A 21,830-nucleotide genomic window follows, 5' to 3' on the forward strand; every position below is an offset into this window, starting at 1 on the left:
CGAATAGTGAGGAATTGAGTAATGTCTGCAGACCAAGATAATAAGACTGTCGAGCTCGACCTGAGTGATTTAGATCGTCTGGTTGGCAAGGAGGTCGTGTTTGCAGAGTTGTGGGACCCCTGTAACGCAACTGATATCCGTCGCTGGGCAATGGCGATGGATAACCCAAACCCCATTCACTGGGATGAGGAATTTGCCAATTCTTCACAATTCGGTGGCATTGTTGCGCCACAGTCCTTCGCCGTCGCGATGGACTATGGCCACGGTTGCCACCCTGCGGGCGTGGGTAATATTCCCGGCTCGCACCTAATTTTTGGCGGCGAAGAATGGTGGTTCTTCGGCGCCCGTGTTCGTCCTGGCGATAAGCTGTTTCAAAAGCGCCGCTTTGATGGCTACGATGTGAAGGAAACCAGTTTTGCTGGTCCTACCGTTTTTCAGCGTGGCGATACCGAACATCGCAATCAGGATGATGTGCTGGTTGCGAGAGAGCGCGCGACCTCGATTCGCTATCTGCGTGAAGAGGCAAATAAACGTGCCGTGCATGGCGCTGAACGAGCTGCACCTCATCGTTGGACAAAAGACGAAATCAAAGAAATTCACAAGGTTCGTCACGAGTGGTTAATGTCTAACCGCGAAGGACACTCCCCGGCTTACGGCGATGTGAACGTTGGCGACAAATTGCCACGTCGGGTCGTTGGCCCGCATTCGGTGGTGACCTTTGTTACCGAATACCGCGCCTTCCGTCAAAATGTTTGGGGCACCTGGCGCTGGAATGTACCCGAAGGTAAGTACGACCCCGCGACGGAAAACGCCGGCTTTGCCGACGATATGTCTTACGATTATGACGCCCGTAAAATTGACCCGCGCATGGGTGATGGTCTTTATTTTGGCCCCTCAAGTGGCCATGTCGATTTAGAAAAAGCCACCAATATTGGTATGGGCGGTATGTATGGCTATGGCGCTTCTATGAACGCCTGGCATCTTGACTATATTGCGTATTGGGCTGGCCACAATGGTTTTATCTGGCACTCCAATACTCAGTTCCGCAATCCGGCTTTTGAGGGTGATGTGACCTATATGGATGGAACCATCCTCGAGAAAATCGACAAGTCTCCCTTCGGCTGCCCGGTCGTTAAGGTGCAAGTTGTGATGACAACCCAGACCGGCGAGATCATTCTCAAAGGAACGGCAGAAGTTGAGCTTCCTTACTAATCTCTTATTGGTATAGGGGTTTGTAAACACTGATCTGCACTGGGTCTATTTCATGGGCGATATAAAAGCACAAACCGCGGCGATGTCACTCTACGCCGCGCCTCCATTAGCAGAAGAACCTGGTATTGGCGCATTGTCGATTCCGGGTTATTTACGCGAAGTTTCCGAGCGCTATCGCGACAGCGAAGCGGTTGTCATGCACGGCGTTGACGGTGTGCAACGCTGGACCTACCAAGATTTGTGGGCGCGCTCAGTTGAGGTCGCCAAGGCCTTGATCGCCAGTGGTGTCAGCAAGGGTAGCCGAGTTGGTATTTTGATGACCAATCGTCCTGAATACCTCAGTGCCTTGTTTGGCACGGCGATGGCGGGTGGCGAGTTTGTTGTCTTAAGTACTTTTTCTACGCCCTCTGAAATGGAGCATATGCTGTCAGTGTCTGGCATATCGGTGCTGCTGCTCGAAGATCAGGTGCTGAAAAAAGATTTTGTCGACGTCATTAATGGTTTAGAACCCAAAGTTTTAAGTGCTGCAGCGGGCGAAATTTATTCCGAAAAATTTCCGTTTTTGAAATCGCTGGTGTGGCTGCGCGGCGTGACGGCCGAAGGTGCAACTGAACGTGATCCGGCGAGTATCCCTGCATATGAAAGCTGGCAAAGCTTTTTAGCCAAGGCGCAGGGCATTAGTGATGGCGTTGTTGAGGCGCGTGCGCAAACAGTGCACCCGGCTGACGCTGGCGGTGTGTTTTTCTCCTCTGGGACGACCAGTTTGCCCAAGGCAATTCGCCAGTCTCAGCGCGCGTTCACGCTACAGTTTTGGCGCTGGCCGCGGCTGTGGAATTTGCAGGAACCGGCGCGCTGCTGGACCGGCAATGGTTTTTTCTGGGCAGGGCCTATGACCATCGTTGTCGGCAATGCGCTGTCCACCGGCGGCGCGCTAATTATGCAGCCGCTATTTGACGCCGATTCAGCCCTGAAAATGATTAGCGCCGAAAAAGTCACCTTAATGAATGGTCGTCCTCATCAGTGGGCGCGGATGAAAGCCTCGCCGAATTGGGATGCCGCTGATTTTAGCAGTCTGCGCTATATCACCAAGGGTGAAATTATTTTGACTCACCCAACGGCGAACACCGACTGGGAGCTGCCCAATGCCTTCGGCACCACCGAGACCATGAGTATTCTTAGCTCCTTTGTGTCTGGTGATCCCGCCAACGCCGATACTGCGAATTTTGGCCCGATCTTGCCCGGTAATATTATTAAAGTTATCGACCCCCTTAGCGGCGAGATCGTGCCCATGGGCGAGCGCGGTGAAGTGTGCATCAAAGGTCCAACTTTGATGATGGGCTATATCGGTAAAGCCCCTGACGAGATATTCGATGCCGAGGGGTTTCATCGCACGGGCGACGGCGGTTATATCGATGACAAAGGTCACTTATTTTGGGAGGGGCGCTTAAACGACATTATTAAAACCGGTGGCGCCAATGTCTCACCCCAAGAAGTGGATACCGCAATTGCCGCCTACCCAGGTATTAAGCGCACCCAAACTATTGGTGTTGCCCATGAAACCCTGAGCGAAATGGTGGTGTCGTGTATCGTCGCCGTCGATGGCGTGAGTATCGAACCCCAAGAGTTGGTCGCCTTTTTGAAAGCGCGCTTAGCCAGCTTCAAAGTACCACGAGAGGTGCTGGTGTTTAGTGAAGCAGAGTACCCCTTGACCGGTAATGAGAAAGTGAAGGCGGGAGATTTGAAGGCCCTTGCCAATAAACGTTTAGGTATTAGCGAACCCGCTAGCGCTTGAGTATGTATTCAGCCCTCAGTGATGGGGGCTTTAGTTTCCCCACAGATTTATTTTCCTTATAGCCCCCGCCCTAGTTTGCTAATCCATTGCCTCCCGCTGTGTATTCATTGGCGGCGCGCAGGCAATAAAAAGTGATATGGACAACGTTGTTGAGTAATATGTAGGCTGCAAATTTCGATATGGCCAGTATCACATAGAGGGCGCCCGCTGATGACAGATACAGAAAATAACTTCATGGATAAACCGGTTTTAGTTGCCGGCGCCAGTGGCTTTGTTGGTAGTCACACTGCACGCTTACTTGTCGCCAAGGGCCGCAAGGTGCGGGTGTTACTGCGCAAAACTAGCAGCACCGCCGCTATCGATGATCTCGATGTCGAAATTTTCTACGGCGATGTACTTGACCCTGCCTCTTTGAATAATGCCATGGCCGGCTGTGGCAGCGTGTTTTATAGCGTCGTTGATCCCCGCTTTTGGTTGAGTGATCCCACGCCAATTTACCGCAATAATGTTGATGGCTTAGTTAATGCCATGGACGCGGCGCTGGCCAATGGCATTGAACGTTTTATTTTCACCAGTACCATGGGTACCCTTGGCCTTAACCCCAACGGCTTAGTGACTGAAGAGACTGAATTCAATTGGGGTAAGAACGCCTCGCCTTATATTTTGGCTCGCCATAAAGCCGAGCAAGAGTTTTTGCGCTACTGCCGGGAAAAAGGTTTGCCGGGGGTGGCGCTGTGTATTGCCAATACCTATGGCCCCCAAGATTACCAGCCTACCCCCCACGGCAATATGTTGTGGGAAGTGGCTTGCGGCAAACTGCCGGTTGCAGTGAAGGCGAGTGCGCCCACCGTGGATATTCGCGATGCGGCAGAAGCAAAATTACTGGCTGAGCAATACGGCCGTTTTGGTGAACGCTATATCATTGCCAATGAATATATTAGTCAGGAGCGGTTTTGCGCACTGGCGGCGGCCGAGGGTGGCAGCAAGCCACCGCGTTTTATTTCGATGCGCTTTGCTTACTGCGTTGCTTGGCTGGCAGAGAGTATTTTCAAATTGCTGCGTAAAAAGGACTATATGTTGAGTACCACTGCAGTGTATTTGTCTGACGCTTTCAAGGAGCTGGACAGCAGTAAGGCCCGTCGCGAACTTCACTGGCGGCCTCGGCCAATGGCAGAAACCATTAAGGATGCCGTGGCGTGGTATAGCCAGCACAATGCTGAAAAGTCCACCGACAAATAAATTGGCAGAATTATAATACGACCACTTACTTGCCGTTAGAAGGTTAGGGCTAGGGTAAGTGAGTGACGTCCCTCACTCATTGTTGACTCAACACTGTTGTCTATTTAGTATCGACCTAGCGAAATAATAAAATTTCCACGGTATGTACGCTGTTTTACCGTGCCCGACAGAGTGAGTTGTACCCTATGAAAGTCCAACCAGCGGCATTTTTGCGCACCACACTGCCCTTAGATTTTAGTCAATTAGAGGCCCTTGATAGTGGTCGTTACCATTCGGTGTGGCTGCCCGATCACATGGTAAGCTTCTGGCCGGATTCGATTTGGACGCCGGAATTTACTGACCTTGCCACCGTGTCGCCGTCGCCGCACCGCCATCTCGACGGTTTGGCGGTAGCAGCCGCTGCGGCCGCGTTGACCAAAAATGTGCCCTTGGCAACTAGCGTTGTCGACACAGTGCGGCGTCACCCTTCGTCGTTAGCGCAAACAGCCTTGACCATCGACCATCTTTCTAAAGGTCGGTTTATTCTCGGTCTTGGCAGTGGTGAAACCGAGAATACCGTGCCCTACGGTTTTGATTTTGCTAAACCGGTTAGCCGCTTTGAAGAGTCCCTAAAAGTTATACGCCTACTGTGGGAGAGTGAAGGTCCGGTGGATTTTGAGGGCGAGTTTTTTAAGCTCCATCATGCCCGCATGGATACCGAACCTTATGAGGGTAAATTCCCGAAAATATGGATCGGCGCCGGTGGCCCGCGAATGCTCAAGATTACAGGCCGCTACGCCGACGGTTGGTGGCCTGCCGGGGCGTGGTCGCCTGAAGAATACGCTGACAAATTAAAAATCATTCGTGACTCAGCAGAACAGGCAGGGCGAGACCCTATGGCGATTGTGCCCGCGTTTATCATGACCTGCCTGATTGGTGACGACGACGAGCTAGCCGAGATTCTTCAAGCGCCACTGGTGAAGGCGTGGATATTACAAATTTCTGCACCCGCGCTGAAAGCTCACGGCTACGATCATCCTATGGGCGAGAACTGGGGCGGCTATCAAGATATTGATCCGGGCGTGCTCACCCGCGAGCGCATTCTCGACATGCTGGACAAAGTTGATCCTGAATCTATTCTGGCTGTTATTCCCCACGGCACGCCCAAGCAAGTCGCCAAGCAAGTGAAGGGTTTTGTTGATGCCGGCCTGCGAGTGCCTAAAATTCTTGATTACGGCGGTATGGCGGGACTTAAGTATGGCGCGCTTTCTGCAGCCAAAGTGCGGGAAACCGAGGACGAATTGCTGCGGTTGTGTGGGGAGTAGCGAGTGATGACAATGGATATTTTGGATGCACCGCAACTACTCCGAAAAGCCGAAATTGCCACCAAGTTAAGTGATTATGGTGACGACAGTTTTGCCGAACGCTTTGCCATTGGCGTTGAACAGTTACGCAAATTGAATATGGACGCGGCGGGCCAGGCTGCGGCTGCGGAGGTCTGTCACGGTTTACTTACTTCCCGCCTGCAATTCTTTAATGACCATAAGACTTATCCGGGCCTGGCCGAGGAGGTCATTGAGCGGCCATTGTTCGCCACCGGTGAACCCCGTTCGGGCACGACCTTACTACATGCGCTATTGTCGGTTGACCCAGACTCCCGCTCGCTGCGGTTTTGGGAGGTGATGTATCCCTCGCCACCACCGGGCTTGGCAAAAGCGGATGATCCCCGTCGCGCGCTAGCGGATGCCGATTGGCAGGAGATTAATACCAAGGCGCCGGAGTGGCTTAAAATTCACCCCTACAACGATATGTTAGGTGATGGTCTGCCGGAGTGTGAGCGTACTTGGGCGATGGACTTCAGGGTAATGACACCTACGGCATGGTGGCGGGCGCCGATTGGCATGTTTGTTGGCGGCATGCCGACCAACCCCGATGACCAATATAAAATTCACAAAATGATGTTGCAGCACTGCCAGTTTGGGCAGCCAAAAAAACGTTGGGCGCTAAAGGGTTTTCACGGTCCGCGCTTAAAATCTTTTTTCGATGCCTATCCAGATGCCCGTTTAATTTGGACTCACCGCGACCCTGTGCAAGTTACTGCGTCGCGTATCGGTATGGCCGCAGTATTGACTAAAGCCTTTGCCGGTGAGGTGGATGTTAAGCAGCAAGCCGCGATCCATTTGGCGGCGACCCGTGCCGGTATACAAGACACCATGAGCAATCCCATGGTCGATGACCCGCGAATTTTCCATGTGCGTTATACCGATTTTGTTGCTGATCCCGTCGGCACCATCGCCAAGTTTTATACTTTCGCAGGGCTTACCATGAGCGCTGGGGCCGAGAGCGCTATGCGCGATTACTTGGTTAATAATAAGGGTGGTCGCTATGGGAAATTTGAATATTCCAGTGACGATATCGGCGTTGATATTAACGCTCTAAATGAAGAGTTTGCCCCTTATCGGAAGCGTTTCGGGCTTGATGTAGAGACCCGCTGAGTCATCTAGGATACCTGCCTATGCACGAGCGAATTGCTGTCACTGGCATTTGTTTTTTAAGTAATAGTCTAAAAGAGCAGGCGGGGTATTGGCGTCATTTGGATGCCAAGCGCGTCAGTCTTGTTGGCCCAGTGCTAGACGCTGAAGGCGTGGCTGCCGCGCAAGCCGCTCTAGCGACTGGAAATTACCAGTTAGAAACCATCATGCATCCGTTTTTACCGGGGCAGGCACTCAGTGCCAATTCGGCAGACTGGGTGCAGCCGCGGCAGCGTTTGTCAGCACAGATCAAGGTGGCAGCGACGCTGGGCGCAAAGTCTATTTATATGCTGACTGGCGGTCACGGTAATATGCTGTGGGAGCAGGCGGCTGAGGTATTTATCAAGGCAGTGGCACCCTGTGTTGGGCAAGCGCGGGATGCTGGTATTGCACTGATGATTGAAAATGCGCCCCCACAATATGCCGATATTCATATCGCTCACACTCTGCGGGATACCATTAGCTTGGCCGAAATGGCGGACATTGGGGTGTGTATCGACCTGTTTAGTTGCTGGACCGAGCCTGATTTAAAAGCACTTATTGAACGCGCTGTACCTCGCTGCGATCTAGTGCAAGTCTCAGATTATGTTTTAGGTGACCGGGCGCTACCTGCGCGCGCAGTGATTGGTGATGGTGCTATGCCCATCCCGCTGATGCTGAACTACTTATTGGCAGCGGGTTATCAGGGCGCTTTTGATATGGAGTTATTGGGCCCGCGTATCGACGAGGAGGGCGCGCTGGCGGCAACCGCGCGCGCTGGTGCTGTACTGGGCAATATGCTGCAAGGGCTCGGCGCGTGAATTGATAGCCGGTTGAATAATAAGAGGGACTAACAATGGCATTAGGTGATCACCCGGGAGACGAAGCCCTGCACACTGCTTGGCAACAATTTTGCCGACAATTAGAGGCGGCCGGAGAACGGGTATTTAAGGACTATAATCCGGCAACGCCAGATCACCGCGCCGATGCCTTTCGCTTTCTTACCCAGAACCTCGGGCAGGCCTTCGATTTAGCGCTGGAAACAAAGGATACACGCTACCCAGCACTCCACCCGTTCTGTACGCCGACTCGCAAACTGGGTAGCGACGCCGCTGATTTTCTGTACTTGCAGGCTTGGATCGACGGCGACTCGGTATACCGTATTGCCGGCAATCGCGGCACGGCCAGATTTTTAAACTTTACCGTACAAGGGCAGCGACCGGAGTTTCAGCCGGGTACGCAGATACCCAGCTTGCATGATCCTTTTGGCGATATTCCGGAGGCTAATTTATTTGCGCACCAACTGGAATGCGATGCCGATGGGAATTTTGAATTGTTTATTGGTGGCCCGAAACGGGGGCCTAATTGGCTGCCCTCTACCCCAAACACCCGCAAACTATTTTTGCGCCAAGGTTTTGACCGCTGGGATGAGTTGCCAGCAGACATGAGCATTGAACGTGTGGATATGGATTCGCCACGGCCGTTGCCGAGCGCGGATGACATGATTGCAGCAATGGCCTGGGCCGGAAAATTTGTATTGGCAGTCATGGATGACTGGCCGGACCACCCCTATCAATACAGTCCCTTTGTTGACCCGATTAATGTTAACGCTTTTCCACCGGACCCGGCCGGTGGTGTTGGTCAAGATGATCAAAAGCGGGGGCGCGCTGTTGCCAGCCTGTGTTGGCAGCTAGCCGACGATGAGGCTCTTATTATCGAGTTTGATGCCCACGACGGCTTTTGGATGGTGTCGAATATGGGGGTGTTTTTCAATAGCCTCGACTATCAATATCGTCCGGTCAGCTATACCCCAGCGCGGACCAAAATCGACAGCGACGGTAAGGTGAGGTTGATATTGAGCCACCAAGATCTTGGCTATCATAATTGGTTGGATACCCAAGGTTTCGAGCGCGGTAATGTTTGCTACCGCAATTTACTTAGCACCAATTCAACTGAATTTAATACGCGGCTAGTTAAGGTGAGTGAGCTGGCGAGTGCGCTTCCGGCGGATAGTGTTAAGGTCTCTGCACAGCAGCGAGCGATGTTGTTAAAACAGCGCTTTAACAGCATTCGGCGGCGTTACCGAATATAAATTATCTCGTTTTAATGTAGTGGATTTACTAGGGGGTTAAGAATAGTGCTCGAGAATAACAAGAAAATAGTCCGCGAGTTTTTTGAGGTTTTGCCTAGTGGTAATGTGCCTACGAGCCTTTTCACCGAGGATATGCGTTTTTGGTCGATATCTGGTGGTACTGCGGACATGGCGCGATTTCTAGGCGGCGCAAAATTACTGGCCGCCATTTTTGATGGCGGTTTAAACTACCAAATTACGTCGCTTACTGCCGAGGAGGACCGCGTCGTTGCCGAAATAAAATCAAGCGGCACCCTGATTACTGGCGAAGCATTTAATAATAGCCACGTATTCTCATTTCGAATTAAGAATGGCCGTATTGCCGCCGCATCGGAATTTATGGATATGGTTGCCGTACGAGAAAAATTACTGCCATTGATGCAGCAGGCCGCCGCGGCGGCAAGTAAGTCATAGTCTGTGGTATAGGTTTAGGCTGCCACTAACCCAGTAACTCGGCGCGTATTTTGTGTTTAAGTACTTTGCCGGCATCGTTCTTGGGCAGTGTTTGCCATAGCGCTATCTGTTCTGGAAATTTAAAGCGCGCCACACCTAAGTTGTTTAGAAAGTCTTTGAGGCTGGCTACATCTGGGCGGGCGCCGCCTTTGGGGACAATCACCGCACAGGCGCGCTCACCGGTTTTAGGGTCGGGTAAGCCGACAATGGCTATCTCGGCAATGTCGGGATGATTCACCAGTAAATCTTCAACTTCTTTCGGGGCAATATTTTCGCCGTTGCGGATAATAATATCTTTAATGCGCCCGGCAATGACAAGGTATTCGTCATCAACCCAGCGCCCGATATCGCCGCTGCAATAGTAGCCTTGGTCGTCAAAGACACTGGCCTCGGCGTCGGAGTGCAAGTAACCCACGAGCATTTGTGGCCCGCGCGCGGCTACCTCACCGCTATCCGTCAGCTTTAGATGGGCGATGCCAGCTTTGCCGTCGGTGTCGGCGGCGTGGTCAACGTCATTTTTATCGTTTACGCCAACGGTCATTACGGGTACTTCGGTTGAGCCGTATACACGGGTTACGACGGCTTTTTCGAAATACGCAGCGGCTTCGCGAATGAGTGACGGTGGTACTGAGGCGCCGCCACACACAAATAGCTTTAAGTCCGGGAGGCGGGTATTGGCGCGCTGCGCGGCGGCTAAGGTCTGTACTAAAAAGGGAGTGGCTCCGGCGAAATGGGTGCAACGCTCCTTGGTCAGATACGCGACGCCTTCATCGGCGTTCCATTGTTCCATTAATACCGACGTGACCTCTAAGAGTAGTGGACACTCAAAGGCGTAAATGGAGCCGCCGATATGACTGATTGGTGAGGCGACTAAAAACTTGTCGCCCTTGTCAATCAGCCAGTGCTCGCCGAGCTGCTTAATTAGGGCGTGAATAGAGTTGTGGCTGTGCATCACGCCTTTGGGGCTGCCCGTGGTGCCAGAGGTATACATAATCATGCGCACGGCATCAGGATCGAGCTTGGGCAGCACTTGTGTCGACTGATTGTTAAACAGCGAATCATAGGCGGTATGCTCCCCGCTATTACCCCGTACTACCACGACCTGAGGCGGCGTTTTTAGTTGGGTAACCACGTCGCTGAGCATGTTTGCGCAATGGTGGCCGCGGAAAGTTTCGGGAATAAAAATCATTTTGCTGTCGATATCATCGAGCATAAAGCGTAGATCGTGTTCCCGCAGAGACGGCAGAACGGGGTGGGCGACCATACCGGCGAGGGTGGAGGCCAGATAAATAACGGCGGCCTCATGCCAGTTGGGCAGCATAAAGGAAATGACGCTCCCAACTGGGAAGCGGGCGGCCATGCTTTGTGCCAGGGCAGTGGCCTTGTGGTGCAGGTCGCGGGCGCTAAGGCGGATATCACCATCGACAAGGAGGATACGGTCCGGTGTTTGCTTGGCGGCGTTGGCAAGGGCGTCGGCCAGGGTTTCTTCAACCCAGTAGCCGTCTTGATAGGCTTGATCGGCGCGCTCTGTATTCCAGCGGATTGAGCGTCCGTCTATTATCCGGCGTCCGTTATGTGTTCCCGTAACCATAGTCAATTTATTCCTGTTCACATATTGGCTTAAGTCGCAATTGTGTAGCTGCAGCCCAACTAATCAACACAGATGATTATAATACACTTCACTTCGCTTTGCTCCCACGCTAAAGTGGTCAGCATAAAATGTATAAAGCATAGGAAGTATAAAGATGAAAGTTGCGATCATTACAGGCGCTGGCGGCGGTATTGGCTTGGCTACAACCAAACAACTCTATGATATGGGTATGGCGGTGGTTGGCGTAGGCCGAGATCTTGAAAAATTAGCGGCACTGGAAGCGGAGATCGGCGATTCGAAACGCGTGGCTACGATATCTGTTGATATCGCCGCCGATGATGCGCCTGAAAAAATTATTAAGCTGGCCTTGGATCGCTTCGGCCGTATCGATTTTTTAATAAATAATGCCGGTATTGGTAGTCCTAAGCCTCTACATGAGACCGATGACGCCACCTTGGATCATTTCCTTGGCATTATGCTGCGCGCGCCCTTTCGTTTGGCGCGGGACGTCATTCCACACATGAAGCCCGGTTCGGCTATTATCAATGTCACGTCAACCTATGCAGTTGTGGGAGGCCGACGCGGTGGCGCCTATTCGGCGGCCAAGGGTGGCTTAACCGCACTGACTCTGCATATTGCCTGTGACTACGGCCCGTTGGGCATTCGTGCAAACTGCGTGGCGCCGGGGGTAACCCTCACCGATATGGTTAAGGAGCGTTTAAACGACAAGATGTTTAAACGTATGAACGTTGAGATGACGCCTTATCCGCGTTTGGGTGAAGCAGGTGATATCGCTAGCACCATTGCCTTTTTATGCTCACCCGGTGGCGAGTATATTAACGGCCAAACCATTGTTGTGGATGGCGGTTGGTCGTCAACCAAATACCTTTCTCCTGAGGCCTTGAGTGCTGAGTGGGTTGGTGATTCAGATAAATAATACCGCGAGGCAACGCAGCATTTTTACTGCGGTACCGGGGTTTATAAAAATAGTGAGGTCGGTTTATGCAAAACCTTTTGCAACTTGATGGTCGTATCGTGGTGGTAACTGGCGCCGGTGGTGGTGGCTTGGGTACGGCAGTTAGCCGCATGGTGGCGAGCGCAGGCGCAACCGTGATTGGCGTCAGTCGCGATCAGGCTAACCTCGACACGCATCTCGGGCCCTTAGTCGCAGAAGGCCTGTCGGTGGTGTCAGTCGCGGCGGACTTAGAAACCGATGAAGGCGTGGCCAAAGTTATGGCTTGTGTTAAGGAAACGAAAGGGGATCTGCACGGCTTGGTTGCGGTGGTGGGTGGTGGGCCACCGCCAACGTGGGGGCCATCGACGCGCCTTAAGCGTGCGGATTGGAACGCGCTATTTTCCGTTAACCTCGACTCCATGTTCTTTATTAGTCAGGCGGTGGCCGCCGAGTTAAAAGCACAGGGTCGCACAGGCTCTATTGTCGCCATCTCTTCGATCACAGCATTGGGTGCTCAACCCTTTAATGTTGGCTATGGCGCTGCCAAAGCGGCGGTGCTATCTGTGGTGCGGACAATGGCTTTGGAGTTGGTCGACGCCAATATTCGTGTCAACGCCTTAGCGCCAGGCGCGATGGTCAGCCCCTCGTCGTTGTTGCCCCCGGATCCGGTGCTTGAGCGCCGGGCAATCCCGATGGGGCGCAAGGGCAACCTTGAGGAGTTTGCCGCGACTGTGCTGTTTTTATTGTCGGATATGTCAACGTATATGACGGGGCAATGTTTGACGGTCGATGGCGGTATCAGTTTGAAGGGCCCACATTTAGCCGAGGATAATACGCCGGTGCTGGTGACTAATGAGGCCTTTCTAAGTGCCATGAAGGGCGAGTAATTTAGCGAAAGCGCTCTAGAGTGATTTCTTCTGCGTGTTCGCTGAATAAAAAATTTACCATTGATTTTGTGTGATTTGATAATCCCACAAAATCATGGTTTCCGCCTTGCTCCATTATGGTTGTACATCCTTGGTAATATGCTAACGCGTCTTTCGGGTCTAGTATTTCATCACCCATCTGCAACATTAAAAGGAAGCGACCTTTATCCGCTATGGTTTCAATATTGATGCTTAGCAAATACTCAATATCTTGCTCGTTAATTTCAAAAACTTCATTGGTATGCGGGTTGTGGCACTCACCGAAGAATTCACACATGATTTCGTAACCACGTACAACGGGGTTGACCAGCACTGCCTTGATATTATTATTGGATGCAATATAGGTTGAAAAATAGCCCCCTAAGGAATGCCCAACGAGCCCGATGGCGTCATAATCATTTCTTTTTTCGGTGATTATTTTTTGAATTAATTCAACGGCCAGTTCGGGCGTGTTAGGTAGTTTGGGAGAGATAAAGTCAATGCTCTTAAAGTTATCAATGATGCACTGCCGTAAATCATTAATTTTTTCTGATTCATGCGATGATAGAAAACCGTGAACATTAATCAGCAGGTTTTTCACCACTGCGCCTCGGCATCGTTCTTGGGCGCAGGTATTCGTGTTTTGATTTGGTCTACAGAACAAAACTCATTATAAGTCTGATAGTCCAATGTAAACCCTTCTTGCTGGGCTAGCTCCCAAGGGCGTTCACATTGTGACGTGCGTTCGCACCAGGAATATCCCGCAGAGCCAATGCAGCCGTGTATATCGCGATCATTGCCGACTATGGCTGGCGGAGTCTCGGTTCTCCGTTGAGTTGGCTCTGGTGGCGCTGTACAGGCGTTTACGGAAATCAGTAATGCAAAAATTAGCGCTTTCTGCTTCAATTTCGCGCTCCTTTTCGGCGCAATGATTACACAGACATCACATTAGCTTGTTATGGATAGCTCCGCCAGAGTCTTAGCACCGGCCCTTGGTCTATATTTATAAATTTTGAGTAGCTTTGGCGCACGACTAAGGGGGGGGATTCCATGTCTATTGTAGAATGCAAAAAGCCGCGAAGCGTTCCCCCTTCGCGGCTTTTTGCATTGTCGGTCTTAATTTATGGAAAGTATTACTCGAAAGACTCTTCGCCCTGCAATTTGGTGCGGTGTAGCATGCGGCCAGAGGCTGGATCGTACGGAGTGGCGCGGTGCATAGTACCGGTGTTGTCCCACATGACTAGATCGCCGACTGTCCATTTGTGGCTGTAGGTGAACTCGGGGCGGGTAGCCCAGTCACGTAGGCGCACTAGGATCTCAGTGCTTTTTCTGGAGCCGAGGCCAAGAATGTGGTGGGCGGTAGCGCCGATAACCAGTGATTTGCGACCTGATTTATGATGCCAAACTAACGGTAGTTCCTTTTCGCCTATCGCCATCATTTGCTGGGCAATTTGCAGAGAGGGTTCTGGATTGTAGTAAAACAGTGTCGCCCAGGCTGAGTGTTCGACACGCATATCTTCAAATTCTTTTTTGTCTTCATCGCTGAGGTCGTCATACGCTGCGTAGGTATTGCTGAATTCAGTATTACCGCCGGTGGGTGATAGCACTTTACTAGAGAGGATCGATGCGAGAATTGGCACGTCATTCATGGTGCCATCAATATGCCAATATAGTGAGCCTTTTAAATAGTCGGCAAGGGCATTTTCCTTGGTGTCCAAGGTAACTTTGTACATGGTTTCGCCGGCCATTTCTGGCGCTAGGGTACCTAGCGTGCGAGTGAATTCGACCTGTTCGTCATCGGTGAAATTAATTTTTGGAAACACTAAAACGCCGCGCTGCTCTAGAAGTTCGCGAATGTCGCTAGCGAATTCCCCGCTGAGCAGGTCTTTTTTGCCTAGTTTGATTTCGCTGGCAATTCGCGGTTTCAGATCGGTGGCTTTCAATTTTTCGTGAATGGCTGAGGTCATGGTATTTGTCCTTCAATAATATTCCCGGTGTCGGGCTTGTGTTTAACGTTAATATTTGGGGTTCACTAGGTGTTGGAGGATTTACTCCTCCGTTAAATAGCGATCCATTTCTTGGTGCATATTTAATATGAGTTTCTCGTAGTATTCGGCTAGCCAAATTTGCTTGCAGCCCTGGGTGTGTAGGCCCTTTTGCATCCGCGGCAGATTGGCAAAGTCCTGACGGGGAATTTGCAAAAACTGCTCGGGATCGTGGGCATCGGTCATTGGTTGTACCACGGCGCGACTTTGTTTTTGCGCCGCGGGGTAGGTTTTGGTTGAGAAAATTTCAAAAATGCAGGAGTCGGGATCAGCGCCATTGGGGCGGACCCGGTAAATCATGGTATTGCCGGCCTGGGGTAAGATCATTAGGTTTGGGAACACAAAAATTTCACCGCCCCACTGATCTAATACTTCAGGTAAAAGTTTAGGCATGGGCCGGTTTTGCGCGGCGGCTGTTGAATACAGCGATTTTACGTATTCGGCGCCCAGTGACGAACCTTCAGGTATGGGTTTCCCTTTTAGCGCGCGGACAAGATCGACATCCTCCTTGAGCACCATCGCGTCCATGCCTTCCACCAATAAATTTAGGCGGTTGGCCATGATGTCAACAGGGTCGCCCTGGACTTTGGTGTGCCCTGCCATAGGCGTTTTTTTACCGCCCAGAAACCTGCCGTGGCCATTCGGGAAAATTTCATATTGATGGTCGACATGGCTGTATTCCGGCGGCGGTCCTGAAACATCGTCGCCGAATATAAACTCCGCGCCGGCAACCTCAAGCTGCGGGTGAGTCGCTGGTACATGGTAGCCTTCAAGGAAGGCTTCAACAGCGACCTTCCAGTTGCACGGCGCGACCACTGACTTCCACCAATAGTGATGCATATCGCCAACGGCGAGGTCTTCTATCAATTGACCAACAGGTGCGATGAATTCGGCGAAGGGTTGGGGATTGGCGTCAAAATTAATAAATACAAAGCCAGCAAAAATTTCCAATTTCACTTCGCGCAGTGCGACATCCGAAGCGATGAGTTGGCCATTGCGAAATTGTTGCTGTTCTAGAATATATTGGTTATTGCCCGCGAGATCCCAGCGCCAGCCGTGAAAGGGGCAAATAATGCGATTATTTTCAAACGTACCGCTGCAATCGGCTTCCGCCAACGCAGTGCCGCGATGGGGACAAAAATTATGGTAAGCCTTGATAGTATCGGCATCGACCCGCACGATCATGACGGATTGGTGGCCTATTTCGTAAACGGTGTAATCACCCTGCTCGGGAATTTCGTCTAGGCGGGCAGCCATTTGCCATGCTTTGGTCCACAGTTTTTGCTGCTCTAGTTGAGCAAATTCTGAGTCGGTATAGCGTCCAGTGCGAATGCCGTGTTCAAGAGTTTGCCAGCTGTCGGGCCAGCTTGCGTTTGTCGTTTTGGCCATCTGAAATTCCTCAGCTAAATCAGCGTTTTGTTCTTACATCCAGCTATTGGACGGTTAGGTACTCGAGTCGTAGCAGGGCTGAATTCTCTTTCAGTTTGCGCATTCCGGCGGCGCAGTAACCGAGTTGAGTATTGCTCAAACCGAGCTTGCCTAGCCTTGTAAGCATAGCGCTGGGCGCGGTATAGTTCAACAGCAGCGTTGAGTAGTTGTACGTACAAATAATGCTTTTATCGATAATTAGCTCATAAAATAGGGGATCGATAGCTTTTTGTCCTTAGCTATACATCTGGACATATTAAATTCATTGATCAACAGGGGTGATTATTATTAAGATTGCAGGCCTATTGTCTATTGCGATGAGATCAGGCGTCAACTGTCTCCTGCTATGATCATAGTCGATTGACCTAACAGTATTTTAGGTGGCGGGTATTTTGGCGTAAGTGGTGGGGAAGATAATAATGAAAGAAAATAATAGCCGGTATGCCGGTCCGAGTAGCGCGACGTTAGCGGAAGGCTGGAAACTAGAACGCCTTACTCAGCCCAGTCGTTTGTTTGGCGCCAACGGCATTCGCACTGGTGCAGATGGCCGAATCTATGTGGCGCAGGTGTCAGGCAGCCAAATTAGTGCGGTTAATGTTGATACCGGTCTTGTGGAAACGATTAGCCCCATGGGAGGCGATATCGTTGCGCCCGATGACTTGGTGTTCGACGCTAAGGGCAATCTCTACGCCACCGAAATTACCGAAGGTCGGGTTAGTGTTCGCGAGCCTAATGGCCGGACTCGGGTAATAAACGGCGATATGCCCTGCGCTAACCCAATCACCATGTACCAAGATCGTTTGTTCGCTGGTGAGTGCCGCCCTGATGGCCGCATCATGGAATTGGATCTCAATGGCGGAGCGCCGCGGGTTATTCTCGAGGGCGTGCCCATGCCCAACGCGATGGAAGTTGGTCCAGACGGCATGCTCTATTTCCCGGTAATGGGTGCCAATGAAATTTGGCGAGTGAACCCAGCGGGTGGTGCGCCTGAAGTGGTGGCTCGTGATTTAGGGGTGCCTGACGCCGTTAAATTTGATGCCCAAGGTTTTATCGTCTCTACCCAAGTCGCTAGCGGCCAAGTCTTGCGCATAAACCCTGCTAATGGCGAGCGTACAGTCTTGGCTGATATTGCGCCCGGTTTGGATAATTTAACCTTCGTTGGCGAGCGCCTATTTGTCTCTAGTATTTCCGGCCAAATAAACGAAGTGCTGGCTTCAGGTAAGGTTAAATCTCTGGTGCCAGACGGACTGAATTGGCCCTTGGGCTTGGCCATGGGGGATGACGGTAAGCTCTTTGTGGCCGATGGTGGCTTTACCTACACCCTAATACCCGGTGGCGGCTTGCAGATTATAAGCATGTTGTTTTCACCTGGATTCCCCGGCTACACCCGCGGGGTTGCCGCGGCAGGGCATGGTGAATATGTCGTGACCACGGCCAACGGGCAAGTGGCGCGTTGGCGGCCCGCTAAGCAAGAGAGTGAAGTACTTGCAGAAGGATTTGAGCGCTTATACGGCGTCGCGATTACGTCTGGTGGTGCTGTGCTGTTTGCCGATGCTGGCAGCGGCCGTGTTCTATCCCTTAAGTCGGGTAATGTCGACGTCTTAGCCTCCGGTTTGCAAGAGCCGATGGGAATAGCGATTGATTCCGATGGCCGTTGTTTAGTGAGTGAAGAAGGTGCCGGCCGCGTAGTGAAATTAATTGCTGGGCGCAGTGAAACGATCGTTGACGGTTTACAACAGCCTCAGGGTATTTTGGTGCGGGGTGAAAAGCTCTATATCGTCGACGTTGGTGCCAAGGCCTTAGTCGAGTTTGATATGGCCAGTGGCCGTCGCCGTATTCTGGCTTCTGGATTACCCGTTGGTGCACCAGCGGGCGTAACACCGAAATTTCTGCAGGCAATTCCGCCGCTGTCTGGGCCCATGGGGCCGTTTGCTGGTATTACCGCGGGCGCGGATGGCACGCTTTATCTTTCCGCAGACGCTGAGGGTAGCGTGCTGGCGCTGCATCCAAGCCACGTGTAGCCGAGACTAAGCTGCGGCTCGAATAAAATATATAACTGGAGTGAGACATGACTGATAAGACACTAGATTGTTCAGCGTTAGAAGATTTAATGGGCAAACCGATCGCGCCTGCGCGGATGAAGGAGCCATTGCACAATAATGATTTTCGGCGCTGGGTGCAGGCCATGCATTACTCGAACTTATTGCACTATGATCACGACTACGCAAAAGCCGGTCGCTACGGTCGTTTGGTCGCCCCTCAGTCTTTTGCCGTTGCTACCGATGATGGTCACGGCGCGGGCCCAGCCTGTGTCGGTTGTATTCCCGACTCCCATTTGATTTTCGGTGGCGATGAGTGGTGGTTCTACGGTCCGCGTATTTTTGGCGGTGATATGATCACCAATGAAAAAGTGCCTTACGACTTTTCGGTTAAGGACACCAAGTTTGCTGGCCCTACCTGTTTCCAGCGTGGCGACAATAACTATTACAACCAAGATGGCGACTTTATCGCCAAGCAGCGTTCAACGGCGATTCGCTACCGCGCTGATCTCGCACTAGAAATGGGGTCTATTGAAGGTTCCCCCGACGATCCAGAGTGGTCGGATGAGCAGCTCGCAGAGCTTGAGGACAAGAAGTACGAATTTATTAAGATGATGCATGACCTAGGTCACAGCAAGCGCTACTGGGATGACATAACGGTCGGTGACGACCTGCCTGTGCGCATTATTGGTCCCCATTCCATTGCCAGCTTTACGACCGAGTGGCGTGCGTATTTGTTTACTATTTGGGGCGGTACTCATCGTCCGGGTATGGACATGGAAGCGCTGGGCTTTACCAAAGAGATGGCTGGTCATGAAAATGATCCAGTGATGGAAAAAGACAATCCCGAGTGGACTGATGGCGCCTATTTTGGTCCTTCACGTGGCCACTTATTCCCGCGTTTTGCCCGTAAAATCGGTATGCCGCGTGGCTATGGTTATGGCGCGTCAATGGGTGCGTGGATTCTTGACTACTTGGCTGGTTGGGCTGGTGAGTGGGGCCAGGTCGTGCACTGTAACTCAGCGTATCGTGGGCCAGCCTTTACCGGTGACGCTACCTATATGACGGCTACTGTTGTCGATAAATTGGTCGATGAAGACGGTCGTAATATCGTGCAGGTTGATTGCAAAATGAAGAATCAGCTGGGCGCAACAATGGCTACCGCAAAAGCAGAAATTGAATTGCCTAAAAAGTAATTTTCGGTAATTTGCTTACCAGCAATGCTAGGTGTTCATTGCTTAGCATTAAGGCCCTCTGTGTAGCTTGCTAAATTAGCAAGTATTGCCTGAGGGCTTTTTTGTTTTACCAAGATGCTCTGGAGAATGACAATGACAGAAATGAGATTCGATAATCGTGTTGCCGTTATTACCGGTGCCGGCCGCGGCCTAGGTCGCGCCTATGCGCTGCTGTTGGGGGCGAAGGGTGCCAAGGTTGTTGTTAATGATCCGGGCGGCAGCATGACCGGCGACGGGGTGGATGTTGGCCCTGCGCAAAGTGTGGTGAACGAAATTATTGCGGCCGGCGGCCAAGCAGTTGCTTGTACCGAGTCGGTAGCGACCGCCGAGGGTGGCAAGGCGATAATTGATGCAGCGATATGCAATTACGGTCGTGTAGATATTTTGATACACAATGCCGGTAATGTTCGTCCCGGTTCTTTAAAAGATATGTCTTATGAAGATTTTGATGCGGTGATCGACGTGCATCTGCGCGGTGCGTTCCATGTGGTGCGTCCCGCCTTTCCAATAATGTGCGCAGCGGGTTATGGGCGAATTATTCTAACCTCATCAATTGGTGGCTTGTACGGCAACAATAATGTGGTGAATTACGGTATGTCTAAGGCCGGTATGATCGGCTTAAATAATGTCGCTGCGCTAGAGGGCGAAGCCGAAGGGGTGAAATGCAATATTATCGTTCCCGGGGCGGTAACACGCATGGCAGAAGGTATCGACATTTCCGCCTACCCGCCGATGGGTTCGGATTTGGTTGCACCAGTGGTTGGCTGGTTAGCACACGAAGACTGCAGTATTACCGGCGAGATGTTGGTGTCTATTGCTGGGCGGGTGGCCAAGGCCTACGTAGCTGAAACCCAAGGTGTTTACCAAGGGGAGTGGACTATAGCGGATGTCGCCAAGCAAATGGCGGCTATTCGCAATTCTGATGAGCCGCTGGTTTTTCCTGTTGTGCCCTCGGGTCATGTTGATCATATTCGCTATAGTTTTGAGATGGCGAATAAAGCGATGGTAGCTAAGCCCTGATTTATCAGGGCGTATGGACAATGGTTTTAGCCTTGCGCCCAAAGGGTTCAAGGCTGAGGATGCTAATCGAGCTCACCGCCATAATAATCGCGGTGAACACCAAGAATGGTGCGTAGCTATCATACTGGTCGAATACTGCGCCGGCACTCACTGGCCCGAATGATGTGCCTATCGCGAGGGACATGATTAGCGCGCCATAAAGTGATGCAAAGTTTTTAAGACCAAAATGCCGCGCAGCTAAGTAGGCGATGACATCAACCTCTGAGCCCAAAGTTAAACCAAAAATAGCTGCAGCAAGTATTTGATTGACGGCGCTGGCACCATCAATGATGAGCAGCGCGCTGGCGGCAATAGGCATTAAGCACACGCAGGCACCAACAATGTGGGCGGGGGCGCGGTCGAGTAAAAAGCCGGTGCCGAGGCGACCAAATATTGAAAATACCCCAATGAGAGAGGCAATACCCGCAGCCGCCAACGGTTCGGCGCCGCGATCAGTGAGTATTGGCACAAAATGCACAATGGTGCCCACGGCGGTGAAGGCAAACAGGGCGCTTGCGAGTACAAGTTTGTAGAGGGCGGGGGAGCGCAAGCCCTCGGCTAAGCTTAGACCGGTGAGTACGATTTCGGGTTTTACTTCTCCGTTTGTCGTGACTATTTTTACATCCTGCGCACCGCGAAAAGAAAAAAGCAGAATGGGAAATACCAGTGCTGCCCAAATACCGCCTAAGCCAGTAAAGGCATTTCGCCAGCCGTAGTTTTCGATTAGCCATGTGGCGAGGAGCGGAAATAAAGTTGCCGCAAAAGAGGCACCCGACAGCGTAACGGCTAATGCCATACCGCGGGATGCTTCAAAGCGGCTGTTCACTGCGGTGGTCCAAACGGTGGCTTGTACGCAAAGCGTGCCAAAGGCGACCACCGCCCACATCAAGACCCAGTTGCCCTGTTCGCCGGTAGCCGTGCTGAGCAAGGCGACGGTTCCGCTCATGGCGAGTACGCCAAATAAACCGACGCGCCGGGGTCCGATTCGGTCAATTAGCATGCCGACCGGAATGCAAAAAATGGCGCTGAGAAAAGCCGCTATGGAAATGCCAGAAGATACCTGCGCCCGCGACCAATCAAACTCGGCCTGAATGGGCCCGATAAAGGGGCCAAAGGAATAGACATGCAATACCGATGTCGCGTAACCGAGAGCGGCGACAAGGGGTAAAAACCAAAACCCGCGCCATTCGCTGACACCATTTTTAGAGAGACTCATTTATTATCCTTATGGAAGTCCTTGAATAAGCATGGTTGCTT

The 21,830-nt window shown here is 51.7% G+C and carries 18 protein-coding genes; 13 read left to right on the forward strand and 5 right to left on the reverse strand.

Annotation, left to right across the window (positions count from 1 at the left end):
* Positions 1 to 21: 21 nt before the first annotated feature.
* The 8 genes from ABYT30_RS03270 (at position 22) to ABYT30_RS03305 (ending at position 9,277) form a co-directional block, all read left to right on the forward strand.
* Positions 22 to 1,212 carry a MaoC family dehydratase N-terminal domain-containing protein gene (locus ABYT30_RS03270; RefSeq protein ID WP_373077613.1) on the forward strand — a complete coding sequence of 397 codons (1,191 nt, stop codon included), beginning with the start codon at positions 22 to 24 and terminating at the stop codon, positions 1,210 to 1,212.
* Between the two features lie 52 nt (positions 1,213 to 1,264).
* Complete coding sequence (locus tag ABYT30_RS03275) at positions 1,265 to 3,004, forward strand: class I adenylate-forming enzyme family protein (protein ID WP_373077612.1); 1,740 nt, start codon at positions 1,265 to 1,267, stop codon at positions 3,002 to 3,004.
* 210 nt (positions 3,005 to 3,214) lie between these two features.
* Entirely contained in the window at positions 3,215 to 4,243 is a 1,029-nt protein-coding gene (locus ABYT30_RS03280) for an NAD-dependent epimerase/dehydratase family protein (protein ID WP_373077609.1), read from the forward strand.
* Positions 4,244 to 4,428: 185 nt separating this feature from the next.
* Positions 4,429 to 5,547, forward strand: a complete 1,119-nt coding sequence (locus tag ABYT30_RS03285; protein WP_373077607.1) for an LLM class flavin-dependent oxidoreductase — start codon at positions 4,429 to 4,431, stop codon at positions 5,545 to 5,547.
* A gap of 6 nt (positions 5,548 to 5,553) precedes the next feature.
* Positions 5,554 to 6,717 (forward strand): sulfotransferase, encoded by a 1,164-nt coding sequence (locus ABYT30_RS03290; protein ID WP_373077605.1) that lies wholly within the window; start codon positions 5,554 to 5,556, stop codon positions 6,715 to 6,717.
* Between the two features lie 20 nt (positions 6,718 to 6,737).
* A complete protein-coding gene (locus ABYT30_RS03295) occupies positions 6,738 to 7,553 on the forward strand; it encodes a sugar phosphate isomerase/epimerase family protein (protein WP_373077603.1) in 816 nt (271 codons plus the stop codon).
* 35 nt (positions 7,554 to 7,588) lie between these two features.
* Entirely contained in the window at positions 7,589 to 8,824 is a 1,236-nt protein-coding gene (locus tag ABYT30_RS03300; RefSeq protein WP_373077601.1) for a hypothetical protein, read from the forward strand.
* A 45-nt stretch (positions 8,825 to 8,869) separates the two neighbouring features.
* Positions 8,870 to 9,277 (forward strand): nuclear transport factor 2 family protein, encoded by a 408-nt coding sequence (locus tag ABYT30_RS03305; RefSeq protein WP_373077599.1) that lies wholly within the window; start codon positions 8,870 to 8,872, stop codon positions 9,275 to 9,277.
* A gap of 25 nt (positions 9,278 to 9,302) precedes the next feature.
* Here the strand turns inward: ABYT30_RS03305 and ABYT30_RS03310 are convergent, their stop codons facing one another.
* Complete coding sequence (locus tag ABYT30_RS03310; RefSeq protein ID WP_373077597.1) at positions 9,303 to 10,907, reverse strand: AMP-binding protein; 1,605 nt, start codon at positions 10,905 to 10,907, stop codon at positions 9,303 to 9,305.
* Between the two features lie 154 nt (positions 10,908 to 11,061).
* Here ABYT30_RS03310 and ABYT30_RS03315 point away from each other — a divergent pair, with 154 nt between their 5' ends.
* Positions 11,062 to 11,844 carry an SDR family NAD(P)-dependent oxidoreductase gene (locus tag ABYT30_RS03315; protein ID WP_373077595.1) on the forward strand — a complete coding sequence of 261 codons (783 nt, stop codon included), beginning with the start codon at positions 11,062 to 11,064 and terminating at the stop codon, positions 11,842 to 11,844.
* A 65-nt stretch (positions 11,845 to 11,909) separates the two neighbouring features.
* Entirely contained in the window at positions 11,910 to 12,749 is an 840-nt protein-coding gene (locus ABYT30_RS03320) for an SDR family NAD(P)-dependent oxidoreductase (RefSeq protein WP_373077592.1), read from the forward strand.
* A 1-nt stretch (position 12,750) separates the two neighbouring features.
* Here ABYT30_RS03320 and ABYT30_RS03325 read toward each other — a convergent pair whose 3' ends face one another.
* The 3 genes from ABYT30_RS03325 to ABYT30_RS03335 all read right to left on the reverse strand — a co-directional run bounded on the left by ABYT30_RS03325 (position 12,751) and on the right by ABYT30_RS03335 (position 16,201).
* Positions 12,751 to 13,368, reverse strand: a complete 618-nt coding sequence (locus ABYT30_RS03325) for a YqiA/YcfP family alpha/beta fold hydrolase (RefSeq protein ID WP_373077589.1) — start codon at positions 13,366 to 13,368, stop codon at positions 12,751 to 12,753.
* A 532-nt stretch (positions 13,369 to 13,900) separates the two neighbouring features.
* Entirely contained in the window at positions 13,901 to 14,734 is an 834-nt protein-coding gene (locus ABYT30_RS03330) for a TauD/TfdA dioxygenase family protein (protein ID WP_373077588.1), read from the reverse strand.
* Between the two features lie 81 nt (positions 14,735 to 14,815).
* A complete protein-coding gene (locus tag ABYT30_RS03335; RefSeq protein ID WP_373077587.1) occupies positions 14,816 to 16,201 on the reverse strand; it encodes an SRPBCC family protein in 1,386 nt (461 codons plus the stop codon).
* A gap of 458 nt (positions 16,202 to 16,659) precedes the next feature.
* Between ABYT30_RS03335 and ABYT30_RS03340 the strand changes: the two genes are divergently transcribed.
* The 3 genes from ABYT30_RS03340 (at position 16,660) to ABYT30_RS03350 (ending at position 20,534) form a co-directional block, all read left to right on the forward strand.
* Positions 16,660 to 18,261: a hypothetical protein gene (locus tag ABYT30_RS03340; protein ID WP_373077585.1), complete on the forward strand. Its 1,602-nt coding sequence runs from the start codon at positions 16,660 to 16,662 to the stop codon at positions 18,259 to 18,261.
* Between the two features lie 47 nt (positions 18,262 to 18,308).
* On the forward strand, positions 18,309 to 19,475 hold the full coding sequence (locus tag ABYT30_RS03345) for a MaoC family dehydratase N-terminal domain-containing protein (protein WP_373077584.1): 1,167 nt from the start codon (positions 18,309 to 18,311) through the stop codon (positions 19,473 to 19,475).
* 132 nt (positions 19,476 to 19,607) lie between these two features.
* A complete protein-coding gene (locus ABYT30_RS03350; protein ID WP_373077581.1) occupies positions 19,608 to 20,534 on the forward strand; it encodes an SDR family NAD(P)-dependent oxidoreductase in 927 nt (308 codons plus the stop codon).
* Between the two features lie 4 nt (positions 20,535 to 20,538).
* Here ABYT30_RS03350 and ABYT30_RS03355 read toward each other — a convergent pair whose 3' ends face one another.
* On the reverse strand, positions 20,539 to 21,789 hold the full coding sequence (locus tag ABYT30_RS03355; protein WP_373077580.1) for an MFS transporter: 1,251 nt from the start codon (positions 21,787 to 21,789) through the stop codon (positions 20,539 to 20,541).
* Positions 21,790 to 21,830 lie beyond the last annotated feature (41 nt).

Origin of the sequence: Zhongshania sp. (assembly GCF_041623545.1) — a bacterium.
Lineage (GTDB): Bacteria > Pseudomonadota > Gammaproteobacteria > Pseudomonadales > Spongiibacteraceae > Spongiibacter.